A 25926-nucleotide genomic window follows, 5' to 3' on the forward strand; every position below is an offset into this window, starting at 1 on the left:
CGGGGCAGACGCCGGCCGGATGGCCGCGGGCCGGACCGCACGCCCCCGCCCAGGCTGACGTGGCACGATGGCCGCAGCCGCGACGCGGGACCTCCGGGCCCCGCGCGACGACCCCGCCCGGGCACCCGACCCGGCCCGCCCGCCCCGAGCAGCCAGGAGCACGCGATGAGCACGCCGCACGACGAGGGCCGCCCGCAGGACGCGCCCGACGCCGGCGAGGACCCGCGCCCCGCGCCCCGCTACGGGCAGTACGCGCCCCCGGGGTGGCAGCCGCCCGCCCCGGACGGGGGCGCCGCGACGCCGTGGGGCGATCCGTCCACCCACCCGGGCGCCGCCCGTCCGGGTGGCTGGACGCCGGCGGGCGGCCAGGGCGGGTACGGCGGCGCCCCCGGGCAGCCCGCTGCGCCCGGGTACGGGCAGCAGCCGGGCCACGGGCAGCATCCCGGGTACCCGCCGGCGCCCGGGTACCCGCAGCAGCCCGGGTACCCGCCGGCGCCCGGGTACCCGCAGCAGCCGGGGTACGGCCAGCAGCCCGGGTACGGCCAGCAGGGGCCCGGCGCGCCGACGCCGTACGGCTGGGGCCCCGCGCCCTACCAGCCACCGGTCGCGCAGCCCGGCATCGTCCCGCTGCGCCCGCTGAGCATCTGGGAGATCTTCGACGGCGCGTTCCGCGCGATCCGGCACAACCCGAAGACGATGTTCGGCCTCACCGCCGTCGTCGTCACGGTCGCCACCGCGCTCGGCGCCCTCGTGCAGTGGTACCTCGCGGGCCTGGTCGCCAACGAGGTGAACGGCTGGTTCACCACCGGCGGCGTGGGCGGGGCCGAGCTCGACCTGGTCGGCGAGTCGTTCGGCTCGTCGCTGGCCTCGCTCGCCGGGCTGCCGCTGACCGCGCTGGCGTCGTCCATCCTCACCGGGCTGCTCATCATCTCGGTCAGCCGGTCGGTGATCGGCCAGCGCGCGCAGGTCGGGGACGTCGTGCGCGGCTCCGGCAAGCGGCTGTGGTGGGTGATCGCGTTCGGGATCATGCAGTCGCTCGCGGTGCTGCTGCTGTCGGGCGCGGTGGTCGGGCTGACGATCCTGCTCTGGAACACCACCGAGAGCCCCGGCCTGACGGTGCTGGTCGCCCTCGTCGGCGCCGCCGTGCTCGTCGTGGCCGCGTTCTGGCTGACGGTCCGCACGATGCTCGCCCCGGCGGCGCTCATGCTCGAGGGCGGCCGGTTCTGGGCGTCGGTCGCCCGGGCCTGGCGCCTGACGCGCGGCAGCTTCTGGCGGCTGCTGGGCCTGTACCTGCTGGTGTCGATCCTCGTGGGCATCGTCGCGTCGCTGGTCGCGGTCCCGTTCACGACGATCGCGACGCTGCTGCTCGACGACCCGTTCCTCACCAGCGGCGCGGGGATCGCGCTCTCGGCCGTGGGCCAGGCGCTCGGCAGCACCGTCAGCACCGTGTTCATGGCGGGCGTCATCGCGCTGGCCTACATCGACGTGCGGATGCGCCGTGAGGGCCTGGACGTCGAGCTCGCGCGGGCGGCGGGGGACGCCGGGCGGTGACGTCCGCCGCGCTCCGGCTGCTCGCCCTGCGGGGCGAGGTCCCGGTCGTGCCCGACGCCGACCAGGCGCGGGGGTGGCTCGAGCGCGAGCTCGCCGACCCCGTGTACCACCAGCAGCCGAGCATCCTCAGCCGCCTGCTGGAGTGGCTGCGCGACCTGTTCGCGCGCGCCGACGGGGCGGCGCTGGGCGACGTCGGCACCCTCCTCGTGGTCGTGGGGGTGCTGGCCGTGGTCGTGGTCGTCACGTTCCTCGTCACCGGCCCGGTGCGACGCAGCCGCCGGCTCGCGCGCGCGGGTTCCGTGCTGGACGCGGACGACCGGCGGTCCGCGGCCGAGCTGCGCGCCGCCGCGGACGCGGCGGCCGCCCGGGGCGACTGGGCCGCGGCGGTCGCGGACCGGTTCCGCGCCGTGGTGGGGGGGGGGGGGGGCCCCCCCCCCCGGGGGGCCCCCCCCGGGGGGCCCCCCCGGGGGCCCCCGCCCCCCCCGGGGGGGGCCCCCCCCCGCGACGACGTCCCGGCCGAGCTGCTCGACCTCGGTGTACGGCGACGTCGTGCCGGGCGCCGCGGACGACGCGGCGCTGCGGGAGCTCGACGCGCGGCTCGCCGCGACCCGGCCCACCGGGGCGCCGGGGCGCCGGGGGGCGGGGGGGGGCCCCCCGGCAAGCCACCCGAGAGACAGCAGGCACCCCCCCCCGCACCCGCGCCCGCCGCCCCGGCCCGCGCCGTCATCACGCCCCCCGGACCGTCCGTCCCGGGCCCCGGGCGTCCCGACGGGACCGTCCTCGGCGACGGGACGACCGCCCGGAGCCGCGCCCGGTCGCGCTGGCGCCAGTACCGCTGGGTGCTCGTGGTGGCCGGCGTGCTGGCCCTGGCGGTGCTCGCGGCGGTGCTGCCCGCGCCGGTCCGCAGCACCACCCCCCTCGCGCCGGACAACCCGCACGCGAACGGCGCCCGCGCGGTCGCGGAGGTGCTGGCCGACCAGGGGGTGACCACGACCTACGTCCGCAGCACGGCAGCCGCGGCCGCCGCGGCCGGCCCGGGTACGACGCTCCTCGTCACCAGCGACTGGCTGCTGACCGACCCCCAGGTGGACGCCGTCGTCGGCTCCGGCGCGGACCTGGTGCTGCTCGACCCGTCGTACCTGCTGGCGGCCGCCGTGCCGGGGCTCGAGACCGGCTGGAGCGGCAGCGGGACGCCGACGCGGCTGACCGCCACGTGCGCCGACACCGACGCCGCGGCCGCGGGCACGATCACGGGCTCGGGGGCGGGGGTCGTGGTGAGCGGGAACCGCCCGCCCGCCGGTGCCTCCCTGTGCTTCCCGCTGCCCGGCACCGAGCCGCAGGCCTACCTCTACGCCGACGTCGAGTCCGACGGCCGCCGCGTCACCGTCCTGGGCGACGCCGGACTGCTGACGAACGCCCGGGTCGCGGACGACGGCAACGCGGCGCTCGTGCTCCGGGCGCTCGGTCGGCACGACGAGCTGGTGTGGTACGTGCCCTCCGCCACCGACACCGGCGACGGCGGCGCGGCCGGCCCGGGGCTCGCCGACCTGCTGCCGCCCCCCGCCCGCCTGGTGCTGCTGCAGGCCCTCGTCGTCGTGCTAGCGCTCGCGCTCTGGCGCGGCCGGCGCCTGGGCCGCGTCGTCGTCGAGCGCCTGCCCGTGGTCGTGCGGTCCGCCGAGACCACGCGCGGCCGTGGACGCCTCTACCGGGTGGCACGGGCGCACGGTCACGCGGCCGCCTCGCTCCGGGCCGGCACGGCCGCGCGGCTCGCCCGCCGGCTCGGCCTGCCGCGGTCGGCAGACGCCCCCTCCCTGATCACCGCGGTCGCGCGAGCAGCGCACCGTGACGAGACCGAGGTCCGCGACCTGCTGTACGGACCGCCACCCCCGTCGGACGCGGGCCTGGAGACCCTGGCCCGCCTGCTCGACCAGCTCGAGAGCGAGGTTCACCCCACGTGACCCAGGACCACCCCGCCCCGACCCCGTGGCAGCCGGAGCCGGTGACCCCGCCGGCGCCCGCCGCTCCCCCGGCGGCGTCGGCAGCGCCCGCCGCTCCCCCCGCCCCGGCGGCCCCTCCGGCGCCCTCGGCCGACCTCCGCGAGGCGCTCGGCGCCGTCCGCACCGAGGTCGGCCGCGCGGTCGTCGGCCAGGAGGCCGCCGTCACCGGTCTCGTCATCGCGCTGCTGTGCCGCGGCCACGTGCTGCTCGAGGGCGTGCCGGGCGTGGCGAAGACCCTGCTCGTGCGCAGCCTGTCGGCGGCGCTCGACCTGGACACCAAGCGGGTGCAGTTCACGCCCGACCTGATGCCCGGTGACGTGACGGGCTCGCTGGTGTACGACGCCCGCACGGCCGAGTTCTCGTTCCGCGAGGGCCCCGTGTTCACGAACCTGCTGCTCGCCGACGAGATCAACCGGACGCCCCCGAAGACCCAGGCGTCGCTGCTGGAGGCCATGGAGGAGCGCCAGGTCTCGGTGGACGGGACGCCGCGGCCGCTGCCCGAGCCGTTCGTCGTCGTCGCCACGCAGAACCCCGTCGAGTACGAGGGCACGTACCCGCTGCCCGAGGCGCAGCTCGACCGGTTCCTGCTCAAGCTGACGCTGCCGCTGCCCGAGCGGGCCGACGAGATCGAGGTGCTGGCCCGCCACGCCGCCGGGTTCGACCCGCGCGACCTGGTCCGGGCGGGCGTGCGGCCGGTCGCCGGCGCCGGGGTGCTCGACCGGGCGCGCGCCGAGGTCGCGCGGGTCCAGGTCGCCCCCGAGGTGCTCGGCTACGTCGTGGACCTGGTGCGCGCCACCCGCCGGTCGCCGTCGCTGTCGCTCGGGGTCTCCCCGCGCGGCGCCACGGCGCTGCTGGCGACGTCGCGCGCCTGGGCGTGGCTCTCGGGCCGCCCCTACGTCACCCCGGACGACGTCAAGGCCCTGGCGCACCCGACGCTCCGGCACCGCGTGCAGCTGCGCGCGGAGGCCGAGCTGGAGGGCGTCACCGCCGAGTCCGTCCTGGACACCGTCCTGGCGTCCGTGCCGGTCCCCCGCTGAGGCGCCCGTGACGATCACCTGGCGGGCGGTCGCGCTGACCGCGGTCGGCGTGGTGCCCGTGCTGCTGCTACCGGCTCCGGGGACGGTGCTGCTGTGGGCGGTGCTGTGCCTGGTGGTGTGCGCGGTCGACGCCGCGCTCGCCGCATCGCCCCGCGCGCTCGCCGTGCGGCGGGAGGTGGCGGGCCCGGTACGGCTGCACGAGGACGCCCGGTCGCGGCTGACCGTCACGCACACCGGTGGGCGCCGCCTGCGCGGGACGGTGCGGGACGCGTGGCAGCCGTCCGCGGGCGCGCGGCGCGACCGGCACCCGGTGGACCTGCCGCCCGGCGAGGCCCGGCACCTGGACACCCCGCTGCTGCCCTCGCGCCGCGGCGACCTGCACGCCGACCGGGTCACGGTGCGGACGGTCGGCCCGCTCGGCGTCGCCGGGCGCCAGGCCTCGTTCGACGTCCCGGGGACCCTGCGGGTGCTCCCGGCCTTCGCGTCCCGCCGCCACCTGCCGAGCCGGCTCGCGCGCCTGCGGGAGATGGACGGGCGCGCGGCGGTGCAGGTGCGCGGCGCGGGGACGGAGTTCGACTCCCTGCGCGAGTACGTGATCGGGGACGACGTGCGGTCGATCGACTGGCGCGCGAGCGCCCGCCGGTCCGACGTGGTGGTGCGGACGTGGCGGCCGGAGCGCGACCGCCGCGTGCTGATCGTGGTCGACACCTCGCGCACCAGCGCCGCCCGCACGGGCGAGGAGCCGCGGCTGGACGCCTCGGTGGAGGCCGCTCTCCTGCTGGCGGCGCTCGCGTCCCGCGCGGGCGACCGCGTCGAGCTGCTCGCCCACGACCGGACCGTCCGCGCCCGGGTCGCGGGCGTCTCGGGACCGCGCCTCATGCCCGCCGTGGCGGACGCGCTGGCCGGCGTCGAGCCGTCGCTCGTCGAGGCGGACTGGCCGGGCCTGGTCGGCCAGGTGCAGCAGCGCCTCTCGCAGCGCGCCCTCGTGGTGCTGCTGTCCGCACTGGAGCCCGCCGCCGTCGAGCAGGGCCTGCTGCCCGTCGTCGACCGGTTGGCCTCCCGGCACCAGGTGGTGCTGGCCTCGGTCCGTGACCCGGAGGTCGAGCGCCTGCGGGCGGGTCGGGAGGACGTCGCGGCGCTGTTCGACGCCGCGGCCGCCGAGCGCACGGAGCTCGAGCGCTCGGCCCTCGCCCAGCGGCTGCGCGCCCGCGGCGTCGAGGTCGTCGACGCCCTGCCCGACGACCTCGCGCCGCGGCTCGCCGACGCCTACCTCGCGCTCAAGGCCGCCGGCCGGCTCTGAGCGGGCGGCCGGGCGCGGCCGGCCTGTCGGCGCCCCGTCGTACGGTGACCGGGTGACCGGTGCCGCCCGCGTGACCACCCGCGGGCTGGGCCGCGCGCTGCTCGCCCGCCAGCACCTCGACGCCCGGACCCCCGCCGGTGCGGTCGACGAGGTCGCGCACCTGGTCGCGCTGCAGTCGCAGAACCCGTCGTCCGCCTACCTGGCGCTGCACGCGCGGGTGGCCGGCTTCGACCACGCGGACCTGGCGACGGCGATGCTCGGGCGCCGCGTCGGGCGGCTGGCGCTGCTGCGGGACACGGTGCACCTCGTCACGGCGGACGACGCGCTCACGCTGTGGCCCCTGCTCGCCCCGGTGCTGCGCCGGCACGTCCGGTCCGGGACGTCGTCCGCCGCCGACCTGCGCGACGTCGACCTCGACGACCTCGCGAGCGCGGGGCGGGAGGCGCTCGCCGGCGAGCCGCTCACGGCGGCCGCCCTGGGCGCCCGGCTCGGCCCGCGCTGGCCGGGCGTCGACCCGCGCTCGCTCGCGACGGGCGTGCGCGGGCTGCTGCCGCTGGTGCAGGTCACGCCCCGGGGCGTCTGGGGCCGCAGCCTGGTGACGACGTGGACGACGGCGGAGCAGTGGTTCGGACGCCCGGTGGCCGTGGTGGGCGACCCGGAGGCGGCCGCGGCCGCGCTCGTGCGGCGCTACCTCGCGGCGTACGGACCGGCGACGGTCGCCGACGTGCAGGCGTGGTCGGGGCTCACCCGGCTGGCGGGGGTGGTCGAGGGGATGCGTGACGAGCTGGTCGAGGTCCTGCACGCGGACGGGCCCCGTGGCGAGCGGGTGCTCCTGGACCTGCCGGGTGCCCCGCTCCCCGGGGACGTCCCGGTGCCCGTGCGCCTGCTGCCGGACTTCGACGACGTGCTGCTCGGCCACGCCGACCGCACGCGGATCGTGACGCCCGAGGTGCGGCCGGCGCTCGCGAGCCGCAACGGGGTGCCGCCGGGCACGGTGCTGCTGGACGGCGTCGTGGCGGGGACCTGGCGGCTGCGCCGGGAGCGACGGGGCGGCGGCTCCGGCACGCGGCGGACACCGCGGGCGGTCGTGACCCTGACCCCGCTGCGGCGGTGGACGCGCGCGGAGCGCAGCGCGGCCCGGGCCGAGGCGCGCGTCCTCGCGGCGTTCGCGGCCGACGACGCGGTGGAGCACGACGCCGTGGTCGCCGGGGACTGACGGCGGACCGGCCCGGCACGAAGGTCCCTGGCCCGGTGACCTGCCGGCGCCTAGCGTGCCGCGCAGAACCCGGTGCACGGCAGCGCCCGGGCCGGTGCCACCGCGAGGGGTGCCGCACGACGACAGGGTCGCGCGTCCGCGCGCCGGCCCGCGAGGAGCGGACGATGACCAGGGACCGCAGCGGCGCGACCGGCACGGACGACGGGCGCACGACGCCCCTGCGCGACGCGGCGGACCGGTTCCTCGCGTCGCGGCGGATCGCCGTCACGGGGGTGTCGCGCACGCCCGGCGGCCACGGGGGCAACGTCGTGTACCGGCGGCTGCGCGACACCGGCTACCAGGTGTTCGCGGTGAACCCGAACGCCGAGACGGTCGAGGACGACCCGGCGTACCCGGACCTGCACGCCATCCCGGGCGGCGTCGAGGCCGTGGTCGTGGCGACCCGCCCGGAGCACGCCGCCGCGACCGTCCGCGAGGCGGCCGACCTCGGGATCGGGCAGGTCTGGATGCACCGGTCCGTCGACGCGGGCAGCGTGGACGACGCCGCGGCCGCGGAGGGACGGGCGCGCGGGCTCACGGTGATCGACGGCGGCTGCCCGCTGATGTTCGGGACCCCGTCGGACCGGACGCACCGGATGATGTGCCGTCTCATGACGCTGACGGGTCGGGTGCCGCGCCGGGTCTGACGGCACCCGCAGCGCCCGCGGGCGCCCCCGGACGTCAGCCCGCGGTCGCGTACTGCGTCTCGTACAGCTCGGCGTACAGCCCGCCGGCCGCGAGCAGCTCGGCGTGCGTGCCCTGCTCCACGACGCGGCCCTCGTCCAGGACGACGATGGAGTCGGCCTCCCGGATGGTCGACAGCCGGTGCGCGATGACCAGCGCGGTGCGCCCCTCCAGCGCCTCGGCGAGCGCGCGCTGCACGGCGGCCTCCGACTCGGAGTCCAGGTGGGCGGTCGCCTCGTCGAGGATCACGACCGGGGGTGCCTTGAGCAGCAGCCGGGCGATCGCGAGCCGCTGGCGCTCCCCGCCGGACAGCCGGTAGCCGCGGTCGCCCACCACGGTGTCCACGCCGTCGGGCAGCCGGGACACCAGGTCCCCGATCTGCGCACGGCGCAGCGCCTGCTCGAGCTCGGCGTCGGAGGCCCCGGGGCGGGCGTAGAGCAGGTTCGCGCGGATGGTGTCGTGGAACAGGTGGGCGTCCTGCGTGACGATCCCGACCGCGTCGCGCAGGCTGGCCTGGGTGACCTCGCGGACGTCGTGCCCCGCGACCCGCACCGCCCCGGCCGTGACGTCGTAGAGCCGGGCGACCAGCTGGCTGATCGTCGACTTGCCGGCGCCGGACGGCCCGACCAGCGCGACCACGTGGCCGTGGGGCACACGGAACGAGACGTCGTGCAGCGTCGTGCCGGGCGCCTCGGTCTGCAGCCGCGCGACGGACTCGAGCGACGCGAGCGACACCTCGGCCGCGGACGGGTACCGGAACGTCACCCGGTCGAGCTCGATGCTCGCGGTGCGGGGCAGGTCGTCCGGCAGCGGGCGGGCGTCCGGGGCGTCGTCGACGCCGGGCCGCAGGTCGAGCACCTCGAGCACCCGCTCGAACGACACGAGCGTGGTCATGATGTCGACCTGCACGTTGGACAGCGCGGTGATCGGGCCGTAGAGCCGCGTGAGGTACGACGTCAGCGCGACGACGACGCCCACGGTCAGCGAGCCCTGGATGGCCAGCACCCCGCCGAGCCCGTACACGATGGCGACCGCCACGGCCGCCACGAGGGTGAGCCCGATGCGGAACACCGCGCTGTACATCGCGCTGGTGATGCCGATGTCCCGCACCCGGGAGGCCCGGCCCGCGAACACGGCGGTCTCGTCGTCCGCGCGGCCGTAGAGCTTCACGAGCTGCGCGCCGGCGACGTTGAAGCGCTCCGTCATCGTCTGGCCCATGTCGGCGTTGAGCCCGTACGCCTCCTGCGTGACCGCGGCGAGCCGGCGGCCCATCGCGCGCACGGGCAGCACGAACACCGGCAGCAGCACGAGTGACACCAGGGTGATCTGCCAGGACAGCGAGAGCATGGCGGCGAGCACGAGCACGACGGTCAGCACGTTGGAGACGACGTTGGACAGCGTCGAGGTGAACGCCTGCTGCGCCCCGAGGACGTCGCCGTTGAGCCGCTGCACGAGCGCGCCGGTCTGGGTGCGGGAGAAGAACGCGAGCGGCATGCGCTGCACGTGGTCGAACACCTGCGTGCGCAGGTCGACGATGAGGCCCTCCCCGATCCGCGACGAGAGCCAGCGCGAGGCGAGCGCCAGGCCGGCCGAGGCGAGGGCCAGCAGCGCGACGACGCCGGCGAGGCCCAGCACCACGCCGGTGCGCCCCTGCGCGATGCCGTGGTCGATGATCCGCTGGTAGAGCAGCGGGGTCGCGGCGCCGACGGCGGCGTCGAACGCGATGAGCACGAGGAACACGGTGAGCAGCCGGCGGTAGGGCCGGGCGAAGGTGAGGATGCGGCGCAGCACGTCGCGGGTGACGCGGCGCTGCGCGACGGACGGGTCGAGACGGAACGAGCGGTACATGGACCGGGCGTCCATCCCGCCGGCGCGTGCGTGCATGGACATGGGCCCTCCGGGGTGTCGAACTTTAGTGAGGATACCTCTCTATGTCAGGAACTCGCTATCGTGGGGGCATGACGCTGCCCGGCGACGCCCCGCACCCCGGTGACGAGCTGTTCTGGCTGCTGCGCCGCACGCTCCACACCATGCGCCGGGACGTGCGCGAGCGCGTCGACCTCAGCCCCGCCCGGCACCGGCTGCTGCGCACCGCCGCCCGCAACCCGGAGCCGCAGCGGCAGACCGCCCTGGCGGCTGCGCTGGACATCGTCCCGCGGTCGGTGACCTCGCTCGTCGACGACCTCGAAGCGGCCGGGCTCGTCGAGCGCCTGCCCGACCCGACGGACCGCCGCGCCACCCTGGTCGCCGTCACCGGCGAGGGCCGCGCGGTGCTCGCCGAGGCGGACCGGCAGCGCCGGCGGCACGCCGAGGAGCTGCTCGCGCGCCTCGAGCCCGGCGAGCAGGCCGAGCTGCTGCGCCTGCTGCACCGCCTCGTGGACGACGCCGACCCCTGCTGAGGTCGGCTACACCACGCCCAGGGCGATCATCGCGTCCGCGACCTTGAGGAACCCGGCGATGTTCGCCCCCACCACGTAGTCGCCCGGCGCCCCGTACTCCTCGGCGGTCGCCGCGCAGCGGTCGTGGATCGAGCGCATGATCGCCGCCAGGCGGTCCTCGGTGTAGTCGAACGACCACGAGTCGCGGCTCGCGTTCTGCTGCATCTCGAGCGCGGACGTCGCGACGCCGCCGGCGTTGGCGGCCTTGCCCGGGCCGAACAGCACGCCGGCGTCCTGCAGCAGCGCGACCGCGTCGGGCGTGGTGGGCATGTTGGCGCCCTCCGCGACCGCGACCAGCCCCGAGGCGACGAGCGCCCGGGCGTCGGACTCGTCGAGCTCGTTCTGCGTCGCGCACGGCAGCGCGACCGCGGCCCCGACCTCCCACACGCGCCGGCCCGGCACGAACCGGGCTGACCCGCCACGGCGCTCCGCGTACGCGGCGAGCGAGCGCCGCTCGACCGTCTTCACCTGCTGGAGCAGCGGCAGGTCGATGCCCCGCTCGTCGACGACGTAGCCGCCGGAGTCCGAGCAGGCCACCACGTGACCGCCGAGCTGCTGCGCCTTCTGGATGGCGTAGACGGCGACGTTGCCGGAGCCCGACACCACGACTCGCTGCCCGTCGAGCGACCGGCCCGCGGCGCGCAGCATCTCCTGCGCGAACAGCACCGCGCCGTACCCGGTGGCCTCGGTGCGGACCAGCGAGCCGCCCCACGTGACGCCCTTGCCGGTCAGCACACCGGACTCGTGCCGGCCGGTCATCCGCTTGTACTGGCCGAACAGGTAGCCGATCTCGCGGCCGCCGACCCCGATGTCGCCCGCCGGCACGTCGACGTACTCGCCGATGTGCCGCGCCAGCTCCGTCATGAACGACTGGCAGAACCGCATGACCTCGCCGTCGGAGCGGCCACGGGGGTCGAAGTCCGACCCGCCCTTGCCACCGCCGATCGGCATGCCGGTGAGCGAGTTCTTGAACACCTGCTCGAACCCCAGGAACTTGACGATCCCGAGGTTGACCGAGGGGTGGAACCGCAGCCCGCCCTTGGAGGGGCCGAGCGTGGTGCTGAACTGCACGCGGAAGCCGCGGTTGATCCGCACCCGGCCGGAGTCGTCCACCCACGGCACGCGGAACACGATCTGCCGCTCGGGCTCGCACAGCCGCTCCAGCACGGCGGCGTCGACGTACTCGGGGTGCCGGGCGAGCACGGGCCCGAGGCTGGCGAACACCTCCCGGACCGCCTGGTGGAACTCCGGCTCGGCGGGGTTCCGCACGAGCACCTGGTCGAGCACCTGGTCGAGCTGTCCTTGCACCGTCCGCGTCCCCGTTTCCTCCGTGGCTGCCCCCACCGGTGGCTCACGGTACGGCGAGCGCCTTCCGCGCTGCGGCGGTGTCCACGCTGCGGGCGCGGGGCGGGCGTGGGGACGGGCCCGCGGCACGCCTCAGCGGGCGGGGTCGGGCACCCCGTGGGGCAGCCGGTGCAGCGCGGAGGCCTCGTGCTCGGCGCGCGCCGCGGCGCGGACGCCCGCGGCGTGCTCCCGGTCGCGGCGCGTCGCGAGGACCGCGGCGAGGAACGCCTCCGGGTGCGTGCCCGGGGGCGGGCCGGGCGCGACGTAGCGGGCGACCTCCGCGGCGAGCTGCTGCCCGAGCGCCGCGCGCGAGCCCGGGTGGAGTCCCGCCGCCCGGCCGAGGAACTGCCGCGCCGACATCGCGAGCCCGTCGGGCAGGCGCGCGACGTCCGCGCCCTGCGCCCACCCGGCGAGGAAGGGGGGCATCGTCAGCACCGGACGGGCCTCCACCCTGCCGCGCACCCGCACCACGTACGTCCCCGCGAGCATGTCCCCGAGCCGCTTGCCCTGCGGGTGCACGAGCGACGCGATGAACGCGACGGACCCGAACGTCGCCCACAGCTCGAGGATGCCCGCGAGCGCCCGCACCAGCGCCTGCCGGAACCGGATCGGCCCGCCGTCGTCGCGGACCACGCGGATGCCGACCGCGAGCTTGCCGAGCGACCTGCCGCGCGTGAGCGTGTCCACCGCGGTCGGGATCACGACGAGCACCAGCGCCATCACGGCGACCAGGAGGATGCGCAGCAGGTCCTCGCCCGGTGCGACCCGCACCACGTTGACGGCGAGCAGGACCACGCCGAAGGCGACGACCCCCAGGACCAGCAGGTCGATCACCGCCGCGCCGAGCCGGCTCGCCACGGACGTGGGGCGCGCGTCCAGCAGGACGCCCTCGCCGATGACGATGCCCTCGTCCACCCCGGACCTCCTGCTGCTCGCCCGCGCCGCCCGCTGCCGACCGGCCGTCCTGTGGCAGGGTAGCGGCCGTGGACCTCGACGCCTTCTCCGCGCTGCGGCAGCCGACGTGGGCGCGGCTCGACGAGCTGTCCCGGCGCCGGGTCCGCGACGGCGCGGAGGCGGACGAGCTCGTGCGCCTCTACCAGGCGGTCGCCACCGACCTGTCCACCGTCCGCTCCTCCGCACCCGACCCGGACACGGTCGCGCGGCTGTCGCAGCTGCTGGCGCGCGCCCGGTCGGCGATCGCCGGCAGCCACGAGCCCGCCTGGCGCGACGCCCGCCGGTTCCTCGTCGTGTCGCTGCCGGCGGCGCTGTACCGGATCCGCTGGTGGACCGTCGCCGTGATGACGGGGTTCGTCGCGCTCGCCGTCGTCGCCGGGTGGTGGGTCGCCACCGACCCGGGCGCCCTCGCGGCGATGGGCACCCCGGCGCAGCGCCAGCAGTACGTCGACGAGGCGTTCGCCTCCTACTACGACCCGGGGATCGGCTTCGCGGGCGTGGTGTGGACCAACAACGCCTGGATCGCGGCCGTGTGCATCGGCATCGGCATCTCCGGCATCGGTCCGCTGTACGTCCTGGTGCAGAACGCCGTGAGCGTCGGGGCCACCGGCGGGATGATGGCGGCGCACGGCAGCCTCGACGTGTTCCTCACGCTCATCGCCCCGCACGGCCTGCTCGAGCTGACGTCGATCTTCGTCGCCGGCGCGGCGGGCCTGCGCCTGTGCTGGACGTGGATCGCGCCCGGTGGCCGGCCCCGCGGGCGTGCGCTCGCCGAGGAGGGCCGTTCTCTCGTCACCGTGGCGATCGGCCTGGTCGGGGCGCTCGCGGTCTCGGGCCTCGTCGAGGGGTTCGTCACCGGGTCGACGCTGCCGTGGTGGCTGAAGATCGTCATCGGCGCGATGGCCCTGGCGGCGTTCTGGACGTACACGCTCGTCCTCGGCCGTCGGGCCGTCCGCGAGGGCGAGACCGGCGACCTGGAGGAGGACGCCGCGGGCTACGCGGTGGCGTACGCCGGCTGACCGGCCGCGCGCCCGCGGTCCGGGCTACGCCGTCGTCACGGCGGGACCGACCGCCGCGGGCTCGGGCACCGGAGACGGCCGGTGCGCTCCGAGCCACAGGGACGCCGCGCCGAGCGGGCTGCGCGCGCGCTCCGCGAACCCGAGCGCCGCGAGGTCCGCCACCTGCGCCGGGTCGACCGTCACGGCCAGGGTCTCCCGGCCCTCGTCCCCCTGCGCCCGCAGCACGGGTGCGAGCACGTCCGCCAGCAGCACGCGGCGTCTCGCGTCGGCGACCCGCCCCGCGTCGGCGAGCAGGATCAGCACCCGCTCGGCGTCGGAGTCGCGCAGGTGCACCAGCGTGCGGGCGGTCGCACCGACCAGCGACCGCAGCGGGGCGTGCGCCGGCTCGGGGTCCCGCTCCGGCGTCACGCCGAGCTCCCGCGCGACGACGCGGTGCAGGTCGTGCGCGAGGTGCTCCGCGTCCGGCGGCAGCCACACCGCGACGGCCAGGACGTCCCCGGCGTCGTCGCGCGCGAACCACACCTCGCCGTGCTCGAGGGCACCGAGGCTCAGCACCATCCGCGTCGCGGGGCCCGCGTGCTCGGCACGCGGCACCTCGTCGGGGCGGCCGTCGCCGTCCAGGTCGATGAACGGCCGGTGCTCGGCGAGCATGCGGGCGATCCGGTTGACGTCGACGACGCCCGCGCGGACGACCTGCCAGGGTCCGCCGCCGGGGGCGCGGGTCGCGCCGGGCGGGTCCGCCGGACGGGGCTGGGCGGGATCGGTCTCGGCGGGATCGGTCTGGGCGGGATCGGTCTCGGCGGGATCGGGCTGGGCGGGATCGGTCTCGGCGGGATCGGTCTCCGCGGGGCCGGGGACGGCGTCGGTCCGGCGACGGTGTCGGTCGTGCAGCACGGCACCAGTCGAGCACCCGACCCTGGGAACGCGCTGGGAGGCGACCCGGAAGCCGTCCGGAGCGGGCACGGGCCGGCGGGCCGCGTTTCGCCGAGGTTTCCGACGGGTGCCCGCTCCCGAAACACGCGCCTGCCTACCCTCGTGGCCGGGCCCGACCGGACGGTGGGGGCGCTCGGGGACCACGACAACCCGGGGCCGCGCGGTTTGGCCCGGCAGCCGATGCCCCGGTCCCCCGGCCGCGGCGAGGCTGGACGTGGCGCGGGACCGCGCCGCTCCCCGACGGCGCGGACCCAGCCCGGCCGAGCGCCGGCGGGCCGCACCGCCTCGACCGTGCTAGGAGCCCCCGTGAAGCGACACCTCCCCCGGCGGCGGCGCACCTCCGTGGCGGCCGCCGCGGCCGTGGCCGCCGCGCTCGCCCTCACCGCGTGCGGCGGCGGCGACACCCCGTCCGACGACGCCTCCGGCAGCACCGCCGCCGGAGGCTCGGAGCCCCTCGTCATCAGCCTCGACAGCTCCGTCGACCTGCTCGACGCGCAGGCCTGGCGCACGCCGGCCGCGATGGTGGCGACCGGGTCCCTCGTCGAGCAGTTGATCGAGCAGACCTACGACACCGACGGCCTGGTGCGCACCGGCACCACCGAGTTCGAGGGCGCGCTCGCCGAGTCCTGGGACGTGTCCGAGGACGGCCTGACGACGACGTTCCACCTGCGCGACGGGCTGGCGTTCGCCGACGGCACGCCGCTGACCGCGCAGGACGTCGTGTGGTCCTACCAGCGCAGCCTGCTCGGCCCCGGCTACGTCAAGGCGCTGCTGCCGTTCGCCGGCGTCGCGTCCCCGGACGACGTGACCGCGCCCGACGACAGCACCGTGGTGGTCACCAGCAGCTTCGCCAGCCCGCTGCTCGCCAAGATGGAGGCGATGCAGCCGCTCGGCGTCTTCTCGCAGGCCACCGGCGAGGCGAACGCCACCGACGACGACCCGTGGGCCGGCGCGTGGTTCCGTGAGAACGCCAACTCCTCCGGGCCGTACACGGTCGCGTCGTACGACCCGACGCAGCAGCTCGTGCTGGAGCCGAACGAGCACTACTACGCGCCGGACAAGATCGCGAACACCGGCGTGACCATCCAGTTCGTGTCCGACCCGTCGCAGCGCGCGCTGCTGCTGCGCTCGGGCGAGCTCGACCTCGCGCAGGGCATCCCGCTCGACCAGGTCAAGGCCATGGAGGACGAGGACGGGCTGACGGTCGTCTCCGAGCCGTCCAACCGCCTGGAGTACCTGGGCTTCAACACGAGCGAGGCGCCGTTCGACGACGCCCGCGTCCGGCAGGCCGTCGCCAGGGCGGTGCCCTACCAGGACCTCGTGGACCAGGTGCTGTACGGCTACGCGAACGCCTCCACGGGCGTCGTGCCGGCCTCCATGGAGACCCACTCCGACGAGGCGGGGACGTTCGAGGAGGACCTGGACGCCGCCGCGGACCTGCTCGCGGAGGCGGGGCTGCCCGACGGCTTCAGCTCGACGCTGTACTACAAGCAGTCCAACGCGGTCGAGGCCGCGGCGGCGGTGCTGGTCCAGGCCAACCTGAAGGAGATCGGGGTCGACATCGACCTCAAGCCCCTGACGGACGCCGACTTCACGCAGCAGACCAACGCCCGCGCGCTGCCGATGTACCTGAACAACTTCCTCGGCTGGGGTGCCGACCCCTTCTACCAGATGTACTACCTGGCGGGCTCGGCGGCGGGGACGAACTTCACGTCCTACGCGAACCCCGACCTGGACGCCCTGCTGCAGGAGGGCGTCGCGACGACCGACGAGGCCGGGCGCGCGGAGATCTCGGCCCAGGCGCAGCAGGTCATCTACGACGACATGCCCTTCGTGCCCGTCTACAACCCGGCGTGGACGTTCGTCGTCCGGGACGGCGTGTCGGGCCTGACCAAGGACAACACCGAGCAGCTGCGGCTGCAGTACCTCACCCGGGGGTGAGCGCAGCGGTGTGAGGACGCGCCGGCGTCCGCCCGCCACGGGGTCCCTGCCCCCGGGCCGCGGGCGCCGGCGCCCTCCACCACCCCGCACCCCCCGCCCCGCACCCCCGCCCCGCCCCCGCCGCCCGACAGGAGCCCCGCCGTGACCCGTTACGTCCTGCGCCGCCTCGGCACCTCGGCGCTGACGGTGCTCGGACTGGTGCTGGTCGTCTTCCTCGTCACGCGGATCCTGCCCGGTGACGCGGCCGCCGCCCGGCTCGGCCCGGAGGCCACGCCCGAGGACGTCGCGGCGCTGCGCGCGTCGTACGGCCTGGACGACCCGCTGCTGGTGCAGCTGAGGGACTACCTCGTGCGGCTCGCGCAGGGCGACCTCGGCCGGGCGGTGTCCACGGGCCGCGACGTCGGCACCGAGCTGGTCGCCCGGCTGCCCGCCACCATCGAGCTGGCGCTGGCCGCGCTGGTGGTCGCGGTCCTGATCGGCGTCCCGGTCGGCGTGCTCGCCGCGGCGCACCGCGGGCGGCCCGCGGACGTGGCCGGGCGCGTGTACGCGGTGCTCGGGTCGTCCATGGCGCCGTTCTGGCTCGGCCTGCTGCTCATCTTCGGGCTGTTCTCCACGTGGCAGCTGCTGCCCGGGCCGATCGGCCGGCTGCCGGTGGGGACGACGCCGCCGCCCGACGTCACCGGCCTGTACGTGCTGGACGCGCTGCTCGCGGGCGACCCGGCGACCGCCGGGCAGGCGCTGCGCTACCTGGTGCTCCCCGCCCTGACGCTCGGGATCGGCGCCTCGGCGGCCGTGGTCAAGATGGTGCGCTCCGCGCTCATCGCCACTGCCGGCACCGGGTACGTGCGGACCGCCCGGGCGTTCGGCGTGCCTCCTCGCGCCGTGCTCTGGCGGGACCAGATGCGCAACGCGATGCTCCAGATCCTCACCTCGCTCGGGCTGGTCCTCAGCTTCCTGCTCGGCGGGAACGTCATCGTCGAGCAGCTGTTCTCCTGGCCCGGCATGGGCCGGCTCGCGTACGACGCGGTGCGTGCCAACGACCTCGAGGTGCTCCAGGGCTACGCGATCGTCATCGGCATCCTCTACATCGCCCTCAACGTGCTCATCGACCTGGCGTACGGCCTGATCGACCCCCGCATCCGGCTCGGAGGTGCCCGCGCATGACCCCGCCCGCCCCGCCCGCCGCCGGACCCGCGACCGCCGTCACGGCCCGGCCCTCCACCGCCGACGTGGCCCGCGTCCGCAGCCGCCGTCCCCGGCCGTTCCTGTGGACCGGTGCCGGCATCCTCGCCGTACTCGTGGTCGTCGGCGTCGTCGGCCCGTTCCTGGTCGCCGACCCGCTGGCGGTCGAGCCGTCGAACGCCCTGCAGGCGCCGTCGGCGGCGCACTGGTTCGGCACCGACTTCTACGGCCGCGACGTGTTCGCCCGGGCGGTGCACGCCATCCGGCTGGACCTGGTGCTGGGCGTGAGCATCGCGCTGCTCGCCATGGTCGTCGGGTCCGCGGTCGGGGTGGTGTCCGGCTACCTCGGGGGGCGGGTGGACGACGTCGTCATGCGGTGCGTGGACGTGCTCATGTCGTTCCCCGGCTTCGTGCTCGCGATGATCCTGCTGCTGGCGATCGGCGAGAGCACGCCCCAGCTGGCGGTCGCGCTGGCGGTCGCCGCGGTGCCGCCCTTCGTGCGGCTGGTGCGCGCCGAGGCGCTCGCGCAGCGGGAGCTGGCGTACGTCGACGGTGCCCGGGTGTCCGGCGCGGGCCGGCTGCGGATCGCGTTCGGGCACGTGCTGCCGCACTCGGTCCGGCCCGCCGCGGTGCAGTTCACGCTCGTGTGCGGCTACTCGATCCTCAACGTCGCAGGCCTGGCCTACCTCGGCATCGGCATCCACGCCCCCACGCCCGAGTGGGGCGTCATGGTCGCCGAGGGTGCCCAGAACATGCTGACCGGCCAGTGGTGGACGGCGTTCTTCCCCGGCCTGCTCATCGCGGTGACGGTGATGGGCCTGCACTTCGTCGGCGACGACCTGGGAGGCGACCGGTGACCACCCCCGTGCTCGAGCTCGACCGCCTGTCCGTGGCCCTGACCCGCACGGGCACCCCGCTGCTGCGCGACATCAGCCTGACCGTGCACCCGGGCGAGGTCGTGGGGCTGGTCGGCGAGTCCGGCTCCGGCAAGTCCATGACCTCGCTCGCCGTCATGGGCGTGCTGCCCGACGGCATCGCGGTCACCGGCGGCCGGGTCCTGGTGTCCGGGGCGGACGCCACCGCGACCGCCCGGCGCTCGGTCGCGCACCGGTTCGCGATGATCTTCCAGAACCCCCAGGACTCGCTGAACCCCCTGATGCGCGTCGGCGACCAGATCGCCCGGATGGTGCGGCTGCACCAGCGCGACGGCGCCGGGGCCGACCGCCGGTCCGCGCGCACCGAGGCGGAGCGGCTGCTCGGCCGGGTGCACATCGCGGACCCGGCACGCGTCGGCCGGTCCTACCCGCACCAGCTCTCCGGCGGCATGTGCCAGCGGGTGATGATCGCCATGGCGCTGGCCTGCCGCCCGACTCTGCTGCTCGCCGACGAGCCGACCACCGCCCTGGACGTGACCGTGCAGGCCCAGATCCTCACGCTGCTCACCGAGCTCGCGGACGAGACCGGCTGCGGCGTGCTCCTCGTCACCCACGACCTCGGGGTCGTCGCGGAGGTCTGCGACCGGGTGTCCGTGCTGTACCGGGGCGACCTGGTGGAGACCACCGGGGTCGTCGAGCTGTTCGAGTCCCCGCAGCACGACTACACGCGGTACCTGGTGTCCGCGGGCGAGGAGGCCGGCGATGGCGCTGCTTGAGCTGCGGGGCGTCACCCGGACGTTCACCGGCCGGGGGCGGACCGTCCACGCGCTGCGCGGGGTCGACCTGGACCTCGACACGGCCCGGACGCTGGCGCTGGTCGGCGAGTCCGGGTCGGGCAAGTCGACGCTCGGCCGGGTCGTCGCCGGGCTGCACGGAGCCACCGCCGGGACCGCGACCTTCGGCGGGTTCGACCTGCTGGGGCCGTGGGACCGCGAGCGCCGGCGGTCGGTGCAGATGGTGTTCCAGAACCCGTACCAGTCCCTGGACTCCCGGTGGACCGTCGAGGCGATCCTGCGCGAGCCGCTCGCCCGGCTCACCGCCGAGCGCGGGGCGGCCGCCGCGGCCCGGGTCACGGAGCTGCTGGACCTGGTGGGACTGCCGGACGCCATGCGCAGCCGGCTGCCCGGCGAGCTGTCCGGCGGCCAGCAGCAGCGGGTGGCGATCGCGCGGGCCCTCGCGCCGCGGCCGGACCTCGTGGTGCTCGACGAGCCGACCTCCGGGCTGGACCAGTCGGTGCGCGGGCGGATCGTCCGGCTGCTGCGCGAGCTCCAGCAGACCACGCAGGCCGCGTACCTGTTCATCACGCACGACATCTCGGTGGTGCGGCAGATCGCCCACGAGGTCGCGGTGATGCACGCCGGCCTCGTCGTCGAGCGCGGCACGACCGCCGCGGTGCTCGACACCCCGCAGGACGACTACACCCGCACGCTGCTGGCCGCCGTCCCGGTGGCCGACCCGCGGCGCCGCGCCCGCCGGCTGCCCGGCGCGCCGGCCACCGACCCGACCCCGGAGGAGACCGCATGAAGTTCGGACTGGGAGTCCCGACCGGCACGGAGGGGCTGATGTACCCCGTGCCGTACGCCGACCCGGAGCAGGCGGTGCAGATCGCCGTCGAGGCCGAGCGCCTGGGTTTCGACTCGGTGTGGGGCAACGACCACGTCACCACGCAGCGCTACGTGCGGGCCGAGTTCGACGCGCCGCCGCGGTTCTACGACCCGTACCTCTACCTGTCGTTCGTCGCCGCGCGGACCACCCGGCTGCGGCTGGCGACCGCGATCACCGTCATGGCGTTCCGCCACCCCGTGGTGGCCGCGAAGCAGGCGGCGACGCTCGACCAGCTCTCCGGCGGGCGGTTCGTGCTCGGGGTCGGCATCGGGGCGTACCGCGAGGAGACGGACGCGATGTGGCCCGGCGCCACGCTGCACCGCGGCCGGCAGGCCGACGAGTTCCTCGCCTCGCTCGAGACGCTGCTGCGGGACCGCAGGGCGTCGTTCCACGGCGAGTTCCTCCAGTTCGAGGATGTGGAGTCCTACCCCAAGCCCGTGCAGACGCCCCTGCCGATCCTGTCCGGCGGCAACGCCGTGGGCTCCAAGCGGCGCGCCGCGCGGTACGGCACGGGCTGGCTCCCGGCGGTGCTCAGCCCGGCGGAGGTCGCCGCGGGGCTGGCGGACATCCGGCGGGAGGCCGAGGCGATCGGGCGCGAGCTGCCCCCGGACTTCGACGTCGCCCCGCAGCTGTCGGTCGCCATGGGTGACTCGCAGGCCGACGCGATGGCCCGGTTCGAGACCACGCAGCTGCACCAGCACATGCGGTCGCTCGCCGGATCGACCCTCAAGGGCCAGCAGGGCGGGTTCGCCGCGCGCAACCTCGTCGGGTCGACCGCGCAGATCCAGGACCAGGTGCACGCCTACGCCGAGGCCGGCGTCACGACCCTGTCCGCGCTGCTGTTCGCGTGCAACACCGTGGCCGAGACGCTCGACCAGATGGCCCGGTTCGCCGAGGAGGTCATCGCGCCCGTGAACGCCGGCACCCCGGACGCGCTGGCGCCGCTGGGCGCCGGGCCGGGCACCACCCCGCCCGGCACCACCCCGACGGCAGGAGCCGCCCTGTGACCACCGCCCCGACTCCCCGGGAGGCGCTCGTCGCCGCCCGCACGACCCGCCTCCGCGAGCACCTGGCCGGTGCGCCGTTCGACGCGGTCGTCGCCCTCTCCACCGCGAACGTCGACTACGCCACCGGCTACCGCTCGATGTCCGGCTCGGTCCACGGCACGTCCTCGGTGGCGGCGGTGGTCACGGGCGACCGCACGGTGCTGGCGGGTCCGGTCGCGGACTCCGCCCCCGCGTTCGACGCCGGCATCGCCGAGGACGGCTTCGTGGCGTTCGGCCGGTTCTACTTCGAGTCCGCGGGGTCCGCCGCCACCGCCACCCGCCTGGTCGACGAGCACCCCGGCGCCGCACCGGCGATCGCCGCCGCCGCCCGCCGGGCGGGGGTCGCGTCGGGCACCGTCGGCCTGGACGAGGCCTCGTGCCCGGCCCCGCTGCGGGCGGCGCTCGAGGCCGCCCTGCCCGAGGTCACCTGGGTGGACGCGAGCAGCTGGCTGTCGGGCGTCCGCGCGCGCAAGCTGCCCGGCGAGGTCGCGCTCCTGGCCCGGTCCGCCCGGCTGGCCGAGGCCGGCATCGTGGCGGCGCTCGCCGTCGCCCGCCCCGGCGTCACGGAGGCCGAGCTGGCGCGCGTCGTCGCCCGCACGATGGTGGACGGCGGTGCCGCCCCCCGGTTCACCGTCGTCACCGCGGGCGAGCGGTCCGCCCTGGCGGACGCCGTCGCGACGGACCGGCCGCTGGCCGCGGGCGACCTGCTGCGGTTCGACGTCGGCTGCGTGCTCGACGGCTACTGGTCGGACATCGGCCGCACCGCCGTCGTCGGCCCGGCGACCGACCTGCAGACCCGGCGGTACGACGCGATCCTCGCCGGGCTCGACGCGCAGCTCGCGGCGGCGCGTCCGGGTGTCGGTGCCGCCGCGCTGTTCGACCTCGCCGTCGACGTCACCCAGCGGGGCGGGCTGACGCCGTACCGGCGGCAGCACTGCGGGCACGGCATCGGGCTGGACGTCTACGAGCCCCCGATCGTGCGCCACGGGGACGACGTGCCGCTCGAGGAGGGCATGACGTTCTGCTTCGAGACGCCGTACTACGAGCTCGGCTGGGGCGGGATGATGGTCGAGGACGCGCTGGTGGTCACCGCCGACGGGGTCCGGCCCCTGACGACGCTCGCCCGCGGTCTGACGGAGGTGCCCGCGTGACCGGGACGACGAGCGCCTACACCGGCGTGCTGCGCGACGGCGTGACCGGCGCCGAGGTCGCGGAGGCCGAGGCCTACCGGCCGTCCGCGTCGGCCCTGGCCCGGGGGGTGCACGTGCACGCCTCCCCCGTCTACGACCTGACGGGGATCACCGCCCTGCCCGCCCCGGGTGCGGGTCCGGGGGTGTTCCGGTTCGCGTCGCTGCTCCCCGTCGAGCCCTCCGGGCCGCTCGTGTCGCTCGGCGAGGGCGGCACCCCGCTGGTGCCGGTCCCGCGCGCCGGGGCCGCGGTCGGGCTGCCGTCGCTGCTGGTCAAGGACGAGTCCCGCAACCCGACGTGGTCGTACAAGGACCGGCTGGCGGCGGTCGCCGTGACCAAGGCGCTGCAGCAGGGGCACGACACCGTGGTCGTCGCGTCCACCGGCAACCATGGCGCCGCCACCGCCGCGTACGCCGCCCGCGCCGGGCTGCGCTGCGTGGTGCTCACGGTGGCCTCCGTGCCGGAGACGATGAAGACGCTCATGCAGTCCTCCGGCGCGGACGTCGTGGCGTTCGACGACCCGCGGGACCGGTGGGTCGTGATGCGCGCGGGCGTCGAGGAGCGCGGCTGGGTGCCCGTGTCCGGCTACGTCAGCCCGCCGTCCGGGTCCAACCCGTTCGGCGTCGACGGCTACAAGACCCTCGCCTACGAGATCTGGGAGCAGCTCGGCGGTCGGGTGCCCGACGCGGTCGTCGCGCCGGTGGCGTACGGCGACGGCGTCGCGGGCACGCTCCGCGGGTTCCAGGACCTCGTCGCGCTCGGGCTGGCGGACGACGTGCCGCGCATGGTCGCGGCGGAGCCGTTCGGGCCGCACGTCGCGGCGCTGCGCGACGGGTTCGCCCCCGGCGCGAGCGTGCCGGCCGGCCCGACGGTCGCGTTCTCCATCGGGTCCTCCACGGCCACCTGGCAGGCCTGGGACGCGCTGCGCTCCAGCGGCGGGGCCGCCGCCACGGCCGACGACGAGCAGGTGATGCGCGCGCAGTCCGCGCTGGCCGCCGCCGAGGGGATGTACCTCGAGGCGTCCTCCGTCATCACGTACGCGGTGCTGCCGGACCTCGTGGCGCGCGGCGAGCTCGGGGCGGACGACACGGTGGTCCTGCTCGGCACCTCCACCGGGCTGAAGGACGTCGGGGCGACGGCCGCGCGCCTCGCGCCCGTGCCCGTGATCGCGCCGACGCTCGCCGCGTTCGACGCCGCCGCCGGACGGGGCTGAGGCGTGCGCATCGCGTACGCGCCGGCCGGCCACCGGGACGCGCGCACGGCGGTCGACCTCGCCCGGCGCGCGGAGGACCTCGGCTTCGCGGAGGTCTGGCTCAGCGAGGACTACCTCGAGCGCGGGGCGTTCGCGGTGGCCGGGGCGGTCGCCGCGACGACGGCGCGCGTGGGCATCGGGCTGGGCGTGATCAACCCGTGGACCCGGCACGTCGCCCTCGCGGCGATGGAGTGCGCCGCGCTCGACGAGGTCTCCGGCGGGCGGCTGGTCATCGGGCTCGGCGCCAGCAACCAGGGCTGGATGGAAGGCCGGCTCGGCATCCCGTTCGCCCGTCCGATCAGCACGCTCGAGGCCTACACGGCCGCCCTGCGCCGGCTCCTGGCCGGCGAGGTCGTCCGCGAGGACGTCAACGGGCTGCCGCTCGACGCGGCCCTGTCGTTCACGCCCGCGCGCCCGGACGTCCCGGTGCTGCTCGGCGTCAAGGGCGAGCGGGCGCTCGCGGTCGGGGCCCGCGTCGCCGACGGGCTCATGCTCTCCGTGCTGTCCACCCCCGCGTACGTCCGGTGGATCCGCGAGCAGCACCCGCGGCCGGACCTGCGCCTGACGGCGTACGCGGCGTTCTCCTGCGACGACGACGGGGCGGCGGCGCGCGACCGGGTGCGGTCGCGGACCGCGCGGTTCCTCGGCATGCACGGTGCGTCCCCCATCACGGCGGTGCCCGGGCTGCCGTCGGCGCGGGCCGAGGCGCTGCGCGAGCGACTGCTCGCCGGGGCCGACGGCGCCGACCTCGTGGACGACGAGGTGCTGCGCACGTTCACGCTCGCCGGCACGCGCGCCGAGGTCACCGCCGGGATGCACGCGTTCGCGGAGGCCGGGCTCGACACCCTCGTCGTGATGGACGACGGCGTCTCCCCCGCCCACGAGGCGCTCGACCGCGCCGCCTCCTGCGCGCGCGCCGCCGGCCTGCTGGCCTGAGCCTCCGGCCCGCTGGCGTGAGCCGGGGCCGGAGCGCCGTCAGCGGCCCACGGGGTCCTCGTCGAGCGCCGCGCTGCCGTTCGCCCGGGCGCTGATGCCGAGGCCCAGGCCCTCCACGGCCAGCACGGCCCGGGCCACGTCCGCCACCCGGTGCAGGTCGAGGCCGCTCAGCTCGCTGATGCGCCGCAACCGGTAGGACACGGTGTTGGGGTGCACGACCAGGCGCCGCGCGGTCTCCGGGACCGACAGGTCGGTGGCGAGGTGCACCCGCAGGGTCTCGAGCAGGTGCTCGTGCGCGGCGATCGGCCGCAGGTACCGGTCCTGGATGTTCACGACCATGCGGACGTCCCGCAGCGCCAGCACCTCGAGCAGCACGTCACGGAACAGCACGACGGCCCGCTCGGCGCCGCGCCGCCGCCCGACCTCGAGCGCCCCGGTGGCCTGCCGGCAGGAGCCGCCGACGGCCGCGAGCCCGCGGCGCGGCTCCCCGACCGCGCCGATCGCCGCGACCGCCGTGCGCCGCCGGTCGAGCCCGGCCGCGAGCCGCCCGCCGAGCTCGGTGACCGGCCCCTCCCAGGGCACCGCGACGACCACGACCGGCCTCCCGTCGTCCTCCCGGACGACCCCGGACAGGGGCGCCGAGCCGGTGACGGACTGCAGGTGCGCCACCGCGTGGTGCCGCAGCTCGGCGACGTGCTCCGGGTCGACGTCGTCCTCGCCCGCCACCCCGAGGGCCAGGCCCACGACGCGGGTGGTGTCCGTGACCTCCAGGCCGAGCGTCCGCACCAGCCCCGCGAGGTCCGCGGCGTCGATCGGCTCGCCGCTGACCAGGCGGTTCATCAGGTCGGGCTCCGTCAGCACGGTGCGCGTGGCGATGCGCTGCTGCATCTGGGCGTAGGTGCGCAGCATCGCGCCCTCGAGCTGGTCCAGGATCGCCACGATCTGCTGCTGTCCGGCACGCAGCGCCCCGACGGGCACCTGCATGCGGGCACACCGCGCCTGGAAGGTGTCCACCAGGCTGCGCTCGGCGTTCCGGTACGACTGGATGACCGCGGCCTGGGCGACGCCCTGGAGCGCCCGGCGCTCGCCGTTGGCCGCCGCCGTGTCCAGCTCCGCCGCCGACGGCGCCCGGTCCTCCATCAGGCAGACCAGCACGTTGAGGATCGAGTCCCGCACCTGGCCGGACAGGTCCGCGCGGTCCACGACGACCTGCGGGTACGCGGGCACGCTGCGCCACACCCGGTCGGTGACCTCGCCGATGATGCCCTCGAAGTCCGCGACCATCGACCGCGCCACCCGGAGCACCGCCTCAGGGGTCCTCGCCATCAC

At 76.4% G+C, this 25926-nt stretch carries 22 protein-coding genes; 17 read left to right on the forward strand and 5 right to left on the reverse strand.

All coding sequences use genetic code 11. The features are described 5' to 3' along the window. The first annotated feature begins 165 nt into the window (after positions 1-165). The 6 genes from K5O09_RS12935 (at position 166) to K5O09_RS12960 (ending at position 7787) form a co-directional block, all read left to right on the forward strand. Positions 166-1551 carry a glycerophosphoryl diester phosphodiesterase membrane domain-containing protein gene (locus tag K5O09_RS12935; protein ID WP_222169924.1) on the forward strand — a complete coding sequence of 462 codons (1386 nt, stop codon included), beginning with the start codon at positions 166-168 and terminating at the stop codon, positions 1549-1551. Further along, the gene (locus K5O09_RS19240) at positions 1548-3509 is read left to right on the forward strand and encodes a DUF4350 domain-containing protein (protein ID WP_255595407.1); all 1962 of its coding nucleotides are present in this window, start codon (positions 1548-1550) and stop codon (positions 3507-3509) included. The genes K5O09_RS12935 and K5O09_RS19240 overlap by 4 nt, the downstream gene beginning before the upstream one ends. Then, positions 3506-4585, forward strand: a complete 1080-nt coding sequence (locus tag K5O09_RS12945) for an AAA family ATPase (protein ID WP_370635450.1) — start codon at positions 3506-3508, stop codon at positions 4583-4585. Before K5O09_RS19240 ends, K5O09_RS12945 begins: the two co-directional genes overlap by 4 nt. 7 nt (positions 4586-4592) lie before the next feature. After that, on the forward strand, positions 4593-5885 hold the full coding sequence (locus K5O09_RS12950) for a DUF58 domain-containing protein (RefSeq protein ID WP_222169925.1): 1293 nt from the start codon (positions 4593-4595) through the stop codon (positions 5883-5885). A 52-nt stretch (positions 5886-5937) separates the two neighbouring features. Beyond that, a complete protein-coding gene (locus tag K5O09_RS12955; RefSeq protein ID WP_222169926.1) occupies positions 5938-7101 on the forward strand; it encodes a winged helix DNA-binding domain-containing protein in 1164 nt (387 codons plus the stop codon). Between the two features lie 164 nt (positions 7102-7265). Beyond that, on the forward strand, positions 7266-7787 hold the full coding sequence (locus K5O09_RS12960; RefSeq protein ID WP_222169927.1) for a CoA-binding protein: 522 nt from the start codon (positions 7266-7268) through the stop codon (positions 7785-7787). A 34-nt stretch (positions 7788-7821) separates the two neighbouring features. Here K5O09_RS12960 and K5O09_RS12965 read toward each other — a convergent pair whose 3' ends face one another. Further along, positions 7822-9714: an ABC transporter ATP-binding protein gene (locus tag K5O09_RS12965; RefSeq protein ID WP_370635451.1), complete on the reverse strand. Its 1893-nt coding sequence runs from the start codon at positions 9712-9714 to the stop codon at positions 7822-7824. Between the two features lie 68 nt (positions 9715-9782). Here K5O09_RS12965 and K5O09_RS12970 point away from each other — a divergent pair, with 68 nt between their 5' ends. Then, positions 9783-10223: a MarR family winged helix-turn-helix transcriptional regulator gene (locus tag K5O09_RS12970; RefSeq protein WP_255595408.1), complete on the forward strand. Its 441-nt coding sequence runs from the start codon at positions 9783-9785 to the stop codon at positions 10221-10223. 6 nt (positions 10224-10229) lie between these two features. Here the strand turns inward: K5O09_RS12970 and gdhA are convergent, their stop codons facing one another. Next, positions 10230-11570, reverse strand: coding sequence for an NADP-specific glutamate dehydrogenase (gene gdhA, locus K5O09_RS12975; protein ID WP_222169928.1), 1341 nt, complete (start codon positions 11568-11570; stop codon positions 10230-10232). A gap of 129 nt (positions 11571-11699) precedes the next feature. Beyond that, positions 11700-12521 (reverse strand): RDD family protein, encoded by an 822-nt coding sequence (locus K5O09_RS12980; RefSeq protein WP_222169929.1) that lies wholly within the window; start codon positions 12519-12521, stop codon positions 11700-11702. Between the two features lie 68 nt (positions 12522-12589). Between K5O09_RS12980 and K5O09_RS12985 the strand changes: the two genes are divergently transcribed. Beyond that, positions 12590-13579: a stage II sporulation protein M gene (locus K5O09_RS12985; protein ID WP_222169930.1), complete on the forward strand. Its 990-nt coding sequence runs from the start codon at positions 12590-12592 to the stop codon at positions 13577-13579. Positions 13580-13603: 24 nt separating this feature from the next. On the opposite strand, the gene K5O09_RS12990 is transcribed toward K5O09_RS12985, so the two are convergent. After that, the gene (locus K5O09_RS12990) at positions 13604-14473 is read right to left on the reverse strand and encodes a hypothetical protein (protein WP_222169931.1); all 870 of its coding nucleotides are present in this window, start codon (positions 14471-14473) and stop codon (positions 13604-13606) included. Positions 14474-14818: 345 nt separating this feature from the next. Here K5O09_RS12990 and K5O09_RS12995 point away from each other — a divergent pair, with 345 nt between their 5' ends. The 9 genes from K5O09_RS12995 to K5O09_RS13035 all read left to right on the forward strand — a co-directional run bounded on the left by K5O09_RS12995 (position 14819) and on the right by K5O09_RS13035 (position 24597). After that, positions 14819-16453 carry an ABC transporter substrate-binding protein gene (locus K5O09_RS12995; RefSeq protein ID WP_222169932.1) on the forward strand — a complete coding sequence of 545 codons (1635 nt, stop codon included), beginning with the start codon at positions 14819-14821 and terminating at the stop codon, positions 16451-16453. 141 nt (positions 16454-16594) lie between these two features. Further along, the gene (locus tag K5O09_RS13000; RefSeq protein ID WP_222169933.1) at positions 16595-17617 is read left to right on the forward strand and encodes an ABC transporter permease; all 1023 of its coding nucleotides are present in this window, start codon (positions 16595-16597) and stop codon (positions 17615-17617) included. After that, entirely contained in the window at positions 17614-18492 is an 879-nt protein-coding gene (locus tag K5O09_RS13005; protein ID WP_222169934.1) for an ABC transporter permease, read from the forward strand. The genes K5O09_RS13000 and K5O09_RS13005 overlap by 4 nt, the downstream gene beginning before the upstream one ends. Next, a complete protein-coding gene (locus tag K5O09_RS13010; protein WP_222169935.1) occupies positions 18489-19286 on the forward strand; it encodes an ABC transporter ATP-binding protein in 798 nt (265 codons plus the stop codon). The genes K5O09_RS13005 and K5O09_RS13010 overlap by 4 nt, the downstream gene beginning before the upstream one ends. Next, positions 19273-20094 (forward strand): ABC transporter ATP-binding protein, encoded by an 822-nt coding sequence (locus tag K5O09_RS13015; RefSeq protein WP_222169936.1) that lies wholly within the window; start codon positions 19273-19275, stop codon positions 20092-20094. Before K5O09_RS13010 ends, K5O09_RS13015 begins: the two co-directional genes overlap by 14 nt. After that, complete coding sequence (locus K5O09_RS13020) at positions 20091-21182, forward strand: TIGR03619 family F420-dependent LLM class oxidoreductase (protein ID WP_222169937.1); 1092 nt, start codon at positions 20091-20093, stop codon at positions 21180-21182. Before K5O09_RS13015 ends, K5O09_RS13020 begins: the two co-directional genes overlap by 4 nt. Continuing rightward, positions 21179-22372 (forward strand): Xaa-Pro peptidase family protein, encoded by a 1194-nt coding sequence (locus K5O09_RS13025; protein ID WP_222169938.1) that lies wholly within the window; start codon positions 21179-21181, stop codon positions 22370-22372. Before K5O09_RS13020 ends, K5O09_RS13025 begins: the two co-directional genes overlap by 4 nt. Continuing rightward, complete coding sequence (locus K5O09_RS13030) at positions 22369-23622, forward strand: pyridoxal-phosphate dependent enzyme (protein WP_222169939.1); 1254 nt, start codon at positions 22369-22371, stop codon at positions 23620-23622. Before K5O09_RS13025 ends, K5O09_RS13030 begins: the two co-directional genes overlap by 4 nt. A gap of 3 nt (positions 23623-23625) precedes the next feature. After that, entirely contained in the window at positions 23626-24597 is a 972-nt protein-coding gene (locus tag K5O09_RS13035; protein ID WP_222169940.1) for an LLM class flavin-dependent oxidoreductase, read from the forward strand. Positions 24598-24636: 39 nt separating this feature from the next. Here the strand turns inward: K5O09_RS13035 and K5O09_RS13040 are convergent, their stop codons facing one another. Continuing rightward, positions 24637-25923, reverse strand: coding sequence for a CdaR family transcriptional regulator (locus K5O09_RS13040; protein WP_222169941.1), 1287 nt, complete (start codon positions 25921-25923; stop codon positions 24637-24639). Between the last annotated feature and the right edge of the window lie 3 nt (positions 25924-25926).

The sequence above is a fragment of the Cellulomonas sp. C5510 genome (assembly GCF_019797765.1).
GTDB lineage: Bacteria > Actinomycetota > Actinomycetes > Actinomycetales > Cellulomonadaceae > Cellulomonas.